The organism is Rhizobium sp. 1399 (genome assembly GCF_031455475.1).
GTDB lineage: Bacteria > Pseudomonadota > Alphaproteobacteria > Rhizobiales > Rhizobiaceae > Rhizobium.
In genome coordinates this window covers 37,470-49,552 of sequence record NZ_JAVDSU010000020.1, presented here as the reverse complement: position 1 = coordinate 49,552, position 12,083 = coordinate 37,470, and the positions used below count along the sequence as shown (strand labels likewise).

17 protein-coding genes and 4 pseudogenes are annotated in these 12,083 nt (G+C 58.4%); 13 read left to right on the top strand and 8 right to left on the bottom strand.

Features of this window, described 5'->3' with window-relative positions; genetic code table 11:
• Positions 1-398 precede the first annotated feature (398 nt).
• Positions 399-866: pseudogene (locus J2X71_RS35720) on the bottom strand (transcriptional regulator); the annotation flags it as partial.
• Between J2X71_RS35720 and J2X71_RS38215 the strand changes: the two are divergent.
• The 3 genes from J2X71_RS38215 to J2X71_RS35710 all read left to right on the top strand — a co-directional run bounded on the left by J2X71_RS38215 (position 820) and on the right by J2X71_RS35710 (position 2,517).
• Entirely contained in the window at positions 820-996 is a 177-nt protein-coding gene (locus J2X71_RS38215; RefSeq protein ID WP_405049792.1) for a DUF982 domain-containing protein, read from the top strand. The pseudogene J2X71_RS35720 and the gene J2X71_RS38215 overlap by 47 nt on opposite strands.
• A 122-nt stretch (positions 997-1,118) precedes the next feature.
• Positions 1,119-1,472 (top strand): cupin domain-containing protein, encoded by a 354-nt coding sequence (locus J2X71_RS35715; RefSeq protein ID WP_405049791.1) that lies wholly within the window; start codon positions 1,119-1,121, stop codon positions 1,470-1,472.
• 67 nt (positions 1,473-1,539) lie between these two features.
• Positions 1,540-2,517: a magnesium transporter CorA family protein gene (locus J2X71_RS35710; RefSeq protein ID WP_310389986.1), complete on the top strand. Its 978-nt coding sequence runs from the start codon at positions 1,540-1,542 to the stop codon at positions 2,515-2,517.
• A gap of 77 nt (positions 2,518-2,594) precedes the next feature.
• On the opposite strand, the gene J2X71_RS38210 is transcribed toward J2X71_RS35710, so the two are convergent.
• Positions 2,595-2,882: a helix-turn-helix domain-containing protein gene (locus J2X71_RS38210; RefSeq protein ID WP_405049790.1), complete on the bottom strand. Its 288-nt coding sequence runs from the start codon at positions 2,880-2,882 to the stop codon at positions 2,595-2,597.
• A 32-nt stretch (positions 2,883-2,914) separates the two neighbouring features.
• Entirely contained in the window at positions 2,915-3,889 is a 975-nt protein-coding gene (locus J2X71_RS35705; RefSeq protein ID WP_310389984.1) for a LysR family transcriptional regulator, read from the bottom strand.
• On the opposite strand from J2X71_RS35705, the gene J2X71_RS35700 reads away from it, so the two are divergent.
• The 5 genes and pseudogenes from J2X71_RS35700 to J2X71_RS35685 form a co-directional block, all read left to right on the top strand.
• The gene (locus J2X71_RS35700) at positions 3,888-4,022 is read left to right on the top strand and encodes a hypothetical protein (RefSeq protein ID WP_310389982.1); all 135 of its coding nucleotides are present in this window, start codon (positions 3,888-3,890) and stop codon (positions 4,020-4,022) included. The genes J2X71_RS35705 and J2X71_RS35700 overlap by 2 nt on opposite strands.
• Before the next feature lie 18 nt (positions 4,023-4,040).
• Positions 4,041-4,259: pseudogene (locus J2X71_RS38205) on the top strand (Gfo/Idh/MocA family protein); the annotation flags it as partial.
• Positions 4,260-4,265: 6 nt separating this feature from the next.
• Entirely contained in the window at positions 4,266-5,006 is a 741-nt protein-coding gene (locus J2X71_RS35695; protein ID WP_405049793.1) for a Gfo/Idh/MocA family oxidoreductase, read from the top strand.
• A 68-nt stretch (positions 5,007-5,074) separates the two neighbouring features.
• On the top strand, positions 5,075-5,470 hold the full coding sequence (locus J2X71_RS35690) for a hypothetical protein (RefSeq protein ID WP_310389978.1): 396 nt from the start codon (positions 5,075-5,077) through the stop codon (positions 5,468-5,470).
• Positions 5,471-5,519: 49 nt separating this feature from the next.
• Positions 5,520-5,669: pseudogene (locus J2X71_RS35685) on the top strand (oxidoreductase); the annotation flags it as partial.
• A 38-nt stretch (positions 5,670-5,707) separates the two neighbouring features.
• On the opposite strand, the pseudogene J2X71_RS35680 reads toward J2X71_RS35685, so the two are convergent.
• Positions 5,708-5,938 (bottom strand): annotated as a pseudogene (locus tag J2X71_RS35680) (dihydrodipicolinate synthase family protein); the annotation flags it as partial.
• Here J2X71_RS35680 and J2X71_RS35675 point away from each other — a divergent pair.
• A complete protein-coding gene (locus J2X71_RS35675) occupies positions 5,891-6,679 on the top strand; it encodes an ATP-binding cassette domain-containing protein (protein ID WP_310389976.1) in 789 nt (262 codons plus the stop codon). The pseudogene J2X71_RS35680 and the gene J2X71_RS35675 sit on opposite strands and share 48 nt — an antisense overlap.
• 124 nt (positions 6,680-6,803) lie before the next feature.
• On the opposite strand, the gene J2X71_RS35670 is transcribed toward J2X71_RS35675, so the two are convergent.
• From J2X71_RS35670 to J2X71_RS35660, 3 genes are all read right to left on the bottom strand, one after another.
• Positions 6,804-7,268 (bottom strand): transposase, encoded by a 465-nt coding sequence (locus tag J2X71_RS35670; protein ID WP_310389974.1) that lies wholly within the window; start codon positions 7,266-7,268, stop codon positions 6,804-6,806.
• Between the two features lie 154 nt (positions 7,269-7,422).
• On the bottom strand, positions 7,423-7,806 hold the full coding sequence (locus J2X71_RS35665) for a type II toxin-antitoxin system VapC family toxin (RefSeq protein WP_310389972.1): 384 nt from the start codon (positions 7,804-7,806) through the stop codon (positions 7,423-7,425).
• Entirely contained in the window at positions 7,803-8,003 is a 201-nt protein-coding gene (locus J2X71_RS35660) for a type II toxin-antitoxin system VapB family antitoxin (RefSeq protein ID WP_016736583.1), read from the bottom strand. The genes J2X71_RS35665 and J2X71_RS35660 overlap by 4 nt, the downstream gene beginning before the upstream one ends.
• 285 nt (positions 8,004-8,288) lie before the next feature.
• Between J2X71_RS35660 and J2X71_RS35655 the strand changes: the two genes are divergently transcribed.
• Together J2X71_RS35655 and J2X71_RS35650 are read left to right on the top strand one after the other, a co-directional pair.
• A complete protein-coding gene (locus tag J2X71_RS35655; RefSeq protein WP_310389957.1) occupies positions 8,289-8,477 on the top strand; it encodes a hypothetical protein in 189 nt (62 codons plus the stop codon).
• A 38-nt stretch (positions 8,478-8,515) separates the two neighbouring features.
• The gene (locus J2X71_RS35650; RefSeq protein WP_310390142.1) at positions 8,516-8,854 is read left to right on the top strand and encodes a hypothetical protein; all 339 of its coding nucleotides are present in this window, start codon (positions 8,516-8,518) and stop codon (positions 8,852-8,854) included.
• 480 nt (positions 8,855-9,334) lie between these two features.
• Here J2X71_RS35650 and J2X71_RS35645 read toward each other — a convergent pair whose 3' ends face one another.
• Positions 9,335-10,243, bottom strand: coding sequence for a LysR family transcriptional regulator (locus J2X71_RS35645; protein WP_310389956.1), 909 nt, complete (start codon positions 10,241-10,243; stop codon positions 9,335-9,337).
• A gap of 1 nt (position 10,244) precedes the next feature.
• On the opposite strand from J2X71_RS35645, the gene J2X71_RS35640 reads away from it, so the two are divergent.
• Positions 10,245-11,117, top strand: coding sequence for a 3-oxoacyl-ACP reductase family protein (locus J2X71_RS35640; protein WP_310389953.1), 873 nt, complete (start codon positions 10,245-10,247; stop codon positions 11,115-11,117).
• Positions 11,118-11,183: 66 nt separating this feature from the next.
• Positions 11,184-12,020 carry an alpha/beta hydrolase gene (locus J2X71_RS35635; protein ID WP_310389951.1) on the top strand — a complete coding sequence of 279 codons (837 nt, stop codon included), beginning with the start codon at positions 11,184-11,186 and terminating at the stop codon, positions 12,018-12,020.
• Positions 12,021-12,083 lie beyond the last annotated feature (63 nt).

Genomic DNA, 12,083 nt, shown 5'->3' with positions numbered 1-12,083 from the left:
GACTGTTTCGGTCTCTTTGTCATCGAAAAGATGTCGTAGCGGATCGTGCCCGTGTCTTTTTCGCGTGCCAGCCTGATGCTGTCTGCAGCGATGCGCTTGAATTCCTCCAGGCTGCCGACTTGGACGCTTCGAAGGCTAGAGCCATTACGGAAACTGCGCTCCAGCAGAACCCCGATCTCTGTGGCATCATCGACGTCGCGGGATGGACAGGGCATCGGAACCGGTGCTGCGATCAAGCGGGCCTGCAAGCAGGATCAGATTCATTACCTCGGGGGCGGCGCGCAGAGCAGGTGTGATGGTCTGTTGTACGGCACCTATTCGATGGTCATCAACTACGACGTCCCGGGCATGGGCCGCGACGCCTCGTGACGGCAATGTCGCGCTCGGACGCCGCGCCGTCACTCACGGCTCAACGCCGAGCCGATCAGCGATGTGATCTTCTCCGTATCCGCTGGAGTCGCCGGATTGTAGACACACATGCTGAGATCCGTCCGGCCGTCGACCGAGAAGGTCGAATATTCAAAGGCGAGCGGGCCGAGAACCGGATGGCGGATGCGCTTAATGGCCTCGCCATGAATCTCGCGAACATCGTTGTTACGCCACATAGCCCTGAACTCGGGACTGAGTCGGCAGAGCTCATCGACGAGAGGCTCGACCTCCGCCGCGGCCCCGGCACGCGCGGCCTCAACACGGAATGCACCCACGATGTGGCGTGCCACGCTCTCCCAGTCATACTGTAAGGCGCGGGAACGCGGAGCGAGGAAGACTATGCGCAGCACATTGCGCTGGTGCGGCGGCAGCGAGCCATAGTCGCCCAGCATGACGGTGGCGGCCCGGTTCCAGGCGAGCACGTTCCAGATCGCCGTCCCGGCTCAGTTTAGCAAGGCAATGAGTTCCTGCATGGATGCCATGTCGCTACAACAAGACGGCGACAAAGCTCGCGGAGCTTTCGTTGATGCTGCCCACACCGCGGGGATCCGGGTTTTACCCGATTGATTTCGTGGGCCTGGTTTGTCTCTGCGCTCCAACACCACCGCTCAACCATGGACATCTCCTGCAGCTCAGTTGGCGACCGTTGCATCTGCGCTATCTCCAATTGGAAACATGGGAGTCGACAGATGAAGGTCCAAAAATTCAGTGTATCTGACGCAAAGCTAGTCAAGTCGCCTGGACAGAATGCCAATATCTATGTCGGAAATCTGATCGACGAGAAAAACGGCGGCCCTGTCACTATCGGTTACGGCAAATACGCTCCTGGTCAGACGCTCACCGAAAAAATGGCCGTCGATGACACGATGATAGTCTTGGAAGGCCGGCTATCCGTTTCCACGCGCGATGGCACCGTCACGGCAGGTCCAGGCGACATCGTCTACATGCCCAAAGGGGAGGCGGTGACTATCTCGACGGAGGGGGAGGGCGCGCTCACTGCTTTCGTTACGTATCCGCACTGGGCGGAAGCCCATAAGGGATGAGACGTCATAGTTACACAGCTTGGCATTGCCCAAGCATCCGTCCGTCTGGAGTCTCCAGGAGACGCGCTTGCTAAAAATTTACCGCGATACCGATGGCACCGTCATGTCGGGCGGGGCCGATGAAGATTTGCCGAGCCATGTGATCTGGATGGACCTACTCAATCCCGATGAAGAGGAGATCGACTTCGTCAGACGCCGGGCGAAGGTGAGAGTGCCGACGCGCGAGGCTCTGAGCGAGATCGAGGCGTCAAGCAGGCTGTCGAAGGAGGGTAATCGGATTTATCTCAGTGCGCCGGTCGTCGCACACGCGACGCTCGAGCACGCAGAGCTTTCCCCGGCAGGTTTTATCGTCGGCCCCGATTTTCTTATAACGGTTCGTTACGAGAGCCAGCCCGCTTTCGATGCTGTTGCTGAAAGGCTGGCGCAGGACGAAACCCTGGCCAGCGGCATGGGGGTCTTCGTGGCGCTACTCGAGGCGATCGTGGACCGCGGTGCAGACGTTCTGGAACATTTGGCGACTGCCGTCGACGAGGTGTCCAAGACGGTCTTTAAGGGAGACCTCAGGGGCTCGGCATCTCCTCGCAGCGCCAATTTCACACTCCGTCGAGCGTTGTCCAAGGTAGGCGCTCTCGGAGACCGATCCTCAAAGGCCCGAGATGTGCTCCTTGGCGTCGGTAGAATGGCCTCGTTCACGCTGGATGTATGTCACGACATGCTGTCGGATGAATTCCGAGATCAACTCCACGCGGTGGCGAAGGATGTTGCTTCGCTGAGCGACTACGAGACACACCTTTCCGATAAGACGCAGTTCCTCCTGGACGCCGTCCTGGGCTTCATCACCATCGAACAGAACGACATCTTCAAGGTGCTGACAATCGCGTCTGTCGTTGGCGTGCCGCCCACTTTGATGGCCGGAATATGGGGAATGAACTTCAAGTTCATGCCAGAGCTGAATTGGCCTTGGGGATATCCCTTCGCGTGGGCCATCATCATCCTAAGCGCCGTCGCACCATTGCTTTGGTTCTGGCGCAAAGGGTGGTTTTGAGATTGCAGAAATTCGAAAGCCCACGGAGATTGGCTCCACCAGGCACTCTCGGATCCCGGCCTTAATCTGTTGAGACGTCATCCGCTGGAGAGATTTCTACGTCGGGCGTCAGAGGAAACCGATCGGATCAAACTTACAACGCCTTCCTTCCGAACGGCCGTGCTCTTCACGTGCGCGAGGTCGCCCGAGGGAAGGGGGCGTCGGGAACTCTCGAGCTTGGGATTGACTGCTTCCGCGCCCTTGAAGAAGTCGTCCATTGAGATTGACAGCGCTTGTGCGATCTCGAACAGAACGCTGGCACTAACGCGGTTGGTGCCCTTTTCGTATTTCTGAACTCGCTGAAACGTCTCGTCACGGTTTTCCAACGGAGGCTATCCGCACGTGCGAAGAGGAAAGACTATTGGGTCGCCAGGTCCGGATATTCAGCAACAGCGGCCACCACGAAGTCCATGACCGCACGGACCGCAGGAGTTTTGTGAAGGTCACGGTGAACCAAGAGCCATATGTCGCGTGCGAAGTGTGGTACACGCTCGTTGATCCGAACTAGATCGCGATCGCGGTCGCCAATAAAGCAAGGCAAACCTGCCACGCCCACTCCTGCCCGCACGGCGATTAGGTGTTCGCTTGAGTAAGTCAGTTCACAGACGATCGGACGTCGGCCGGCTATGCCGACCAGCCACGATTGTGCCGGCGTATCGGCAAAAGTCTGGTCCCACCCTATGAACTCCCAGCGGTCGGGGGCGGCCAGATGAGCATAGGAACGGTGTGCATAGAGCCCAAAGGCCAATGTCCCGATCTTCCGTGTCACGCTGCTGATCTCCTCCGGCCTGATGAACCGTACAGCGACATCAGCCTCTCGACGGCTCAGCGAAACCCGCTGCGGTTGCGAGGAGAGCGATAGCCGGATGTCGGGATGCTTCTCCCTGAAACGCGTCAACTGGTCGGTTAGAAGATGCGTTACGAGCACGGGTGGAGCGCTCAGCGTGATCCGGCCAAAAAGCGGGGCGTGAGCGGCTTTCGCCAGACGAGCGATGCCATCAGCCGCAGTCTCCATTTCCACGGCCCGGTCGAAAACCTGACTGCCCACGCTGGTGAGACGGCAGGACCGCGGCAGGCGATCCACCAGTTTCACGTCAAGGTCGGCCTCCAGGGCGGCAAGCCGCCTGCTTACAGTCGCGTGATCGACCTTGAGGCTGCGGGCAGCGCCAGACAGCGTGCCGCTCTGAGCAGCTGCGAGGAAATGCCGAACGTCTTCCCAGTCAATCATCTGTGCAGAATCTCCAGGCTTACCGGCATAAATACCGAATTTTCGCAGGGATGCCATCCATGTACTTTGGGCGTCAGAATTTATCATACGGAAGGCGAACATCATGACCGGACAACGCTTCAAGATCGGCATCGTTGGCGTGCAGCCTGGAAGGAGCTGGGCCGCGCGCGCCCATATTCCGGCTTTGCGCTCTCTCTCCGGCACCTTCGAGATCGTCGGGATTGCCAACACCACCTAGGTCAGTGCCCAAGCGGCCGCAGCCGAAATGGGGATATCAAAAGCCTTCGCCGGCGTTGCCGAGTTGATCACATCCCCTGAGGTCGACATTGTCACTGTCGCGGTGAAGGTACCCCCACATTTCGAAATCGTGAAGGCCGCGATCGAAGCGGGCAAACATGTCTATTGCGAATGGCCGCTCGGAAATGGATTGGCGGAAGCCAGCGAGATGGCTGCGCTGGCCAAGGCACGAGGCGTCCTTGGCGTGGTGGGAACCCAAGCGCGTTTCGCGCCGGAGATCGAGTACCTGAGAAATTTGATCCTCGACGGCTTTATCGGCGAGGTGCTGTCGACGACCTTGGTAGCGCGAGGCGGGACTGCACTCGGCGGCGGCACTATTCCTGACGCGAAGACCTACGGATATTTGCTGGACCGCGCCAATGGTGCAAATATGCTGACGATCCCAGTGGGGCATACGCTGGCGGCGCTGAGGCATGTGTTAGGCGACATCGTGGAAGTTTCTGCTGTAGTAACGACACGGAGACCCATGGTGACAGCAATCGATACCGGTGAAACGTTACCTGTATCGGCACCCGACCAGGTGCTTGTGAGCGGGGTTTTGACCAGCGGCGCACCCATTTCTATCCATTACCGCGGCGGCGCGCCGCGGGACGGCGATGGGTTGTTTTGGGAGATTCATGGGAGCGAGGGCGACATCCGGGTCTCTGGTTTGTCGGGCCACGTGCAAATGGTGCCTCTTTCACTGACGGGTGCCCGCGGCAGGGAGACAGCATTCCGTGCGCTTGAGATTCCCGCCACGTACCGGGCTGGTTGGCCGGAGGATGTCGAGCCAGGGAATGTCGCACGCCTCTATGCAAACATGGCCCAGGATTTACGGGAAGGCACTCATACTGCGCCGAGCTTCGAGGACGCAGTCGCAGTGCATCGAGTGATTGACGCGATAGAGAGAGCGGCCGAAAGCGGACATCGCGTTGTGCTATCGTGAGGGATTACGTTTTATGCCGTGTGGCTAACACCGAACGTCTACCGCTTCGTCGGCGCTGCCCGCTTGCCATGAAGCTGGCGCTGGAGATCGCACGTATCCTCGATGTGTCATCAACCGGAGCCGACCACCAGAAACGCAGGATCAGCTTCCGTGTTGGTTTTGGCCGCACTGTTCAAGACGGCGGACGTTCAATCCGGACGCGGCTACGAAAATCAAAACGGAAGCCCGCGTTGCGGCACGGAGACGGTGTCGCCTCGGAAGACATTAAAATCGGCATCGCCATTGCGCCGCTCATGGCTGCCAAGCCTATGAGCACGAACTTCAAAAAGCCGCTCATGACAGCTCCTCCAATCGAACTTCAACCTCAAGCGCTGCGCTTTGTTCCTTTCTCCAATCGGATCGTACGCGGGTATGATGTCCCTATACCCGCGACTGATTTCAGCCACACAACTCGGACGGCATAGTCCCGCCAATCGAAGCGGTGCCAATTATTAGTGCTTAATGGAGGGAATTATGGTTCAAGATCACTTGCCGCTCGCCGGAAAGGTCGCCTTGGTCACGGGTGGTTCGCGCTGCATGGGAGCGGCGATCGTCAGACGGTTGACCAGGGATAGCGCGCACGTTGCCTGCAGTTACTCGTCGTCCAAGGACAGCGCTCTTGCGGCTCGATGGCGTTGCTGACGGCGTCGATGCGCGCAAACCTAGTGAAATAGATCGGGGAGCTCAGACATTGCAATTCTTCGCAATCTCTCGGCTTCCGAAGCATCGATCGATCGGTAGGGAAACCGCAGACGAGTTGCCACGGGTCCCCAATTGCCGATCGCACTCAGCAATTTGTCGAGGGCAGCGTTCGAAAAACCCATGTTTTGGCGGAAAGGGACGATATGATTGTCCATGAATGCGCAGATGCGTCGCTCGAGATCGAGTGCGGCACGCTTCTTGGCCAATATCCGAGCCTGGCTGCCAAGAAGAACAGACGTGCATCGGCCCTATCGGGCGGCGAGCGGCAGCTGCTCTCGCTGGCTCGCGCGCTGATTTCGGAACCGTCGATCCTCTTGCTCGACGAACCCTCGGCCGGCCTTTTCACGCCGGCAAACCTGATGAAAATGTCGGACGAGATCCCCGGCACGGTCGGCCTGCTTCCGGATGTGGCATTCGACGTGATCGGATTCGCCTGCACGTCCGGCTCCCTCGTCATCGGCGAGGAGCGCATCACCGAGCGTGTCCACGAGGTTCTGCCGGGCGTGAAGGTGACCAATCCGGTCACCGCCGCCCGCGCTGCGATGGAAGCGCTTGGCGCCCGGCGCATAGCCCTGCTCACCCCCTATATGCCGGAAATCAACCACTCCCTGCGTGCCTCGCTGATGGCGAGGGGCATGGATATTCCGGTCATGGGCTCGTTTCATGAGCCAGACGACAATCGTGTGGCGCGGATCACACCGGCTTCGATCGAGCGCGCCATTCTCGAGCTGGGAAGCTCGGATGAATGCGATGCTTTGTTTGTCTCCTGCACCAGCATGCGCGTTACGCGCATCGTAGCGCAGGTCGAGGCGAAGCTCCGCAAGCCGGTGACATCCAGCAACCATGCGCTCGCCTGGCATATGCTGCGGCTTGCGGGATATGACCAGCCAATGCGAGGTCTTGGTCGGTTGTTCTCATCGCCAGCGGCCTGACTCGTAAAACAAGCATCGGACCGGGATACTGCAAAATTAGTTGGGTCAGGGGTTCGTATCTATTCAAGGCGACCAACGCTAACACCGTGGCCGCATGAGCAGTTCGTGCGGTTCGAAAAGTTCCTCATATCCTGTGATTAGCATTCGGAAGCGCCAACGTCGTCATCAAACCCGATCGGGCACAACTTTCGACCACCAGATGGACCGGACCTGATGTTTTGGTTCGGAACTTTGTCGACGGCAACGCCAGCCCTTTGCTCCGGCGTGAAAGGGTGGAGAAGTCAGGCACGGCAATATCAAACTCCATCAGCGCCGCGACACTGCGCATCAGACCTTTGGTCTGGCGCAGCGCCAGCCCGTAGACGACGCGCAGGGTCAAGCACAGCGTAATCGCCAGATCCGAGTATTTCGGCTGGCTGCCCCGAGATATCCGGCGCGACGCAGACCACAAGCAAAGCGCCTCATCACTCACCCACACGGTCACATCACCACATTGACGCAGGCTTTCATTATACTGCGCCCAATTCGTCACCTGAAATTTCTGCTTGGCTATCTTGCACCGCCGGTCGGCATTGAACTTATGCGGCATCAAAGGCACCCCGGGAACAAAACGGCCGCCTGATATCAGCAAATCCAGGATCGATGCAACAAAGTCCGTCTTAGGCTAGGAAGATCGCATAATATATCGATAAAACTCTGCGGTCAGGCGGCTCTCGACCAGCATGAGCGCTTCGATAGAGCATTTAGTTTCGCGCATTGGCAGGGGTGTAAAGTGACGCCCCCGCTTTTTCGGCCGCTGCCCGCAGACGCTTGTCTCTGGTCCATAAGGCCGCTCGCTGATCGAGGAGAACCGAGGCCATCAAGTGTGCATCGGTGTAGCCAATGCCCATACTGAAAATGGCGTGGCGATCAATCATCATCATGACTTCGTCGTGCGTCGCGACGAGCGCTTCGCGCTGGGCCGTCAGGAAAGCTATCACGCTGCTGCGATCCCGAAGACTGCCAAGTGCAAGCTCTCCGATTACGGCTGGATGGCATAAAAGACGGTCGTCCTCAATAATCTTACGCAGCTCTGAATCGGCATGCCGGAAATGATCGATCCAGATGGAAGTGTCGGCAAGTATCACTTGGCGGCTGCGCTCCGGCGGCGTGGGGCTGCCTCCGCGTCCGGCATAGTTCCGCCGAGAGCGATGAGGCGTTTTCCCGACTCCACACGGACAAGCGTCTCCAACGCTTGGCGGACCAGAGTGGCGGTTTCTTTCGTGCCGGTTAGGGACCTAGCCCTTTCCATGAGCGTGTCGTCGAGATTGATAGTCGATCGCATTGTTGGTTTCCTGATTATGGTGTTATAGATAGCACCATTTGGTGATGAAATCTACGCCTGATCTCTATTCCAATACGTCCGCAGTCGGATATTCAAATCCACCAATGTAAAATTTCGCGCGGTCGCGGGCGCTCCGAGCTTAAGGCAAGTACGGCCTCGCCAGCGATATACGTCGAGTCGTACCCATAAAATCTAAAAAGCCGCAGGCGCGCCGGTTCGTATCCGTCGACTGCACGACTTCCGCATCGTTTCTCGGCTTTGACCCGGGGCGGTTCTCTGGCAACCGTGCTTGAAGGGATCGATGCTGCGCAGGATGCGGGGCTGGCGATCAAGATCAATGCGGTTGCGCTGCGTGGGAGCACGGAAGACGAGATCTACGACCTGATCTCCTTCGCTCACACGCGCGGCATGAGCCTGACGCTGATTGAGACCATGCCTCTTGGAGAAACGGGTGAGGATCGGCTCGATCAGTAACTGCCGCTGGACCGCTTGCGTCGCCAGATAGAGGCTCGCTGGTCGCTGACCGATATCGGCCTGCGTACCGGGGACCGGCGCGCTATGCAAGGGTCGACGAAACCGGAGGCGTCATCGGTTTCATCACGCCGATGACGCATAATTTCTGCGAGAACTGTAATCGTGTGCGTGTGACTACCGCCGGCGTGCTTCATACCTGTCTCGGCCAGAACGATGCGGCGGATCTGAAGGAGGCCATACGCGCATCTGATAACAACAATGTGTTGCTCGAGACGATCGCACATGCTCTCAAGCACAAGCCGAAGGGGCACGACTTCGTATTGGATCGGGCGCCGGTTCCACAGATTTCGCGCCATATGTCAGCGACCGGTGGCTGACCTTATACGAAAGCTGGAACATGCTCGCGCATCGTCACCCTCGACAGCGCACAGAGTTGGTGAACGCTTAGCGTAATGTGTTCTATGAATTTGGCCAGGTTGTTCCCCCGGAACCACTCATGTCACAAGTAGAGAAACTATCATCGAAGCCGCTGCAGTAGGCCTACCAGAGCGTATCCAGGAAGAGAGCAGCGACCTCTTTACCCGAACAGTGGAAAAGACGTTGTCGACTGATTAAAGAGCAAGTGATTGGCTGGTTTATCGCGGCAAAGTGAGATTGCGCCGCCCTCTTCAGACAATCCCGGGAACCAGCTTCTCGCCCGTGACCTCCACTTCATCAAGCTGGTCGTGGAGGATCGTGAGGTGTGGGCGGTCGTCGGCCCGACGGTCCTTGATTTGCTGCATCAGGCTCTTCTGCTGAGAATATTTGCGCCTTGCACGCCGGCTCGGCGTTGTTTGAACCTTCGTGTTGTCCCCTGCTCATCCCGAAGCCGCCCGTCGCGAGCCGTCCGTATTCGTCATGCACTCAGCCCGGATGAGGTCAGCCACCGTCGCCACCCGCTCGATCCGATCTTGCCGATTGGTGACATGCAGGAACGTCAGGTCGCGCGAGATCGCTTTTGTCCCGGGAAGATTGCAGCGCATGAGTTCGCCGCTTTCCAGCTGGGGCGCGAGGACCCGGAGCGACTCCAGAGCCACGCCGAATCCGGACAGGACTGCGGGTATGATCTGGGACGCCCGATTGAATCTGAGCCAGTTAACATTGACTGTCGCAATCCCGTTAAGTTGCAGCCAGTCTTTCCATGTGACGGCGTTTGTCTCGTTGACGATCAGCGCACAGTCGGCCAGATCGCTTACATTCTCCAGGCGTCCCTTCAGGCTTGGGGCGCAGACGGGGGTAAAAACATCGGGCCCCAATGGCTCAAGATCGTGAATTTTCGCCGCTGGCTCGCCATAGACGATCGCGACATCGAAGTCCCGAAAGCGTTTGAAGTCGGGTGCCTCGTCCGCAACGATCCTGATGTCGCGGATCTTGGAAGCTAGAAGCGATTGCACGACGACGGCTAGGAGTTGGCTTGCAAGGCCTGGCGGGCTGGAGATGGAAATGGGCGTGTCGCGCGCTTCCGTAAGCGTCCGCAACCCGAGACGCATTTCATCGAACCCCTTCGCCACGTGCTTCAGCAGGTTCTCCCCTTCCAGCGTCAGTTGCAGCCTGTTTCCGACACGCAGAAACAATTGGCAAGCCAGGCGCTCTTCCAGTTTTCGAATGGCCTGGCTCACCGCGCTTGTCGAGAGAGCCAAGTGTTCAGCGGCAACGCGGAACGAGCACGTCTGGCCCGCCTCAGCAAAAATCTCAAGGGCGCTCAAGGGTGCGCTCAGACGTGTCATCGTGAAGCTCCGCTTAACGGTTGAGAAACCAGAAGTCGTTTGCTCGCCGTCGATCTCGATCCTAATCATAGTCTCTGAGGAGACAGGGGCTGGTGATGTTATCGCCGCCGGAGGAAGCATGCAACGAGAACTGAACGGCCGCGTCGCGCTGGTAACTGGTGCTGCACGAGGCATAGGCTTTGCCATCGCCGAGCGGCTTGCGCAGCAGGGTGCCCATGTCGTTGTTTCGGACATCGACCTTGCCGCTGCAGAGTTTGGTGTCGCGCGCATCATGCGGAACGGCGGCTCGTCAAGTTTCGTTGCGGTCGATCTCGGTCAGCCAGGCGACGTCCTGCGTATGGCCGAGGAGGTCAGGCAGCGGCATTCGAGCATCGACATTCTGGTGAATAATGCCGGTATCGCGTCGACGGGCCCGATCGAGAACGTGGAATTGGAAGAGTTCCAGCGTCTCATGACCATCGATCTCACTGCAGTTTTCCTTCTCACAAAAGCCTTTCTACCCGCCATGGCCGTTTCCGGTTGGGGGCGCATCATCAATATAGCATCCGTCGCCGGGCAACAGGGCGGCGGCTTGTTTGGTAACAGCTGCTACGCCGCGGCGAAGGGCGCTGTCATTGCATTCAGCAAGGGGATAGCGCGAGAGGCTGGCCGTTCGGGCGTCACATGCAACGCCATCTGCCCCGGTCTAACCGACACGGCGCTGACCTCCAAACTGAGTGTGGCGCAGAGAGAGCAGATCATCTCGACCATACCGGTCGGACGCCCTGGAGAACCGCGGGACATTGCCGGGGCAGTCAGTTTCCTGGCCTCGGACTCGGCCAGCTTTATTACGGGCGTCACATTGAACGTTGATGGTGGCTTCATGCGCTATTGAAGGATGGACAAACAATCGGCAGGTCAGGGAGGCCGGCTGCAAAGTATAAAAAAGGGAGGAGTATACATGCAGAAGAATTTTACAACAACCGACGGCGCAGTCCTGACTTACACGGACGAGGGCCAAGGCCCCGCGCTGATCATGCTACCGGGCTGGTCGCAATCGGCCGCCATGTTCCGGCACCAGATCGGACATTTCTCGCCAACGAACCGTGTGCTGGCCGTCGACTTTCGCGGGCACGGGAAATCGCCGGACGCTGCGCGCGGTTTCCGCATCTTCCGCTTTGCGGCTGACATCATGGAACTGATGAAGCACGAGAAGATCGAAAAGGCCACGTTGCTCGGCTGGTCGATGGGCGCCTCGGTTATCTGGGCGATGATAGACATCTTCGGCACAGTCTTCATCGACAAGCTGATTCTCATAGACGAGCCAGCAACCGTCATGCGGCAGGCCGGCATGAGCAATGAGGATGTCTTGAATTCCGGTGCACTGTTTGACGCAGCCACCATGATCGCCATCGCAGATCAGATCAAGGGCGCCGAAGGCGCCACGGCGCGCGGCGCTTTCCTGGACGGCATGATCACGAAGGGCATTCCGGCAGATCTGAAAGCCTGGCTGCTTCAGGAGAACCTTCGCGTCAACGCCGTTCATATCGCAAATCTCTTCGTCGACCATTGTTCGATCGACTGGCGCGATATCTTCAGTCGCATCGACCGCCCGACACTGGTCATCGGTGGGCGCGTAAGCCACGTCAATCCACGCTCGCAGGAATGGATCCATGGGCAGATCAAGGGGTCTCGCCTTGTGATCTTCGAAGAAGCGGAAGGCGGAGCGCATTTCGCCTTCATCGAGGCACCTGAGCGATTCAACGAGGTTGTCTCAGACTTCCTTGCTGGGCAATAGGCGAGCCTGTCCTTGAGCAGATCGGAAGCAGACGGTTCCCGATACCAGATGCAAGGTTCGAAC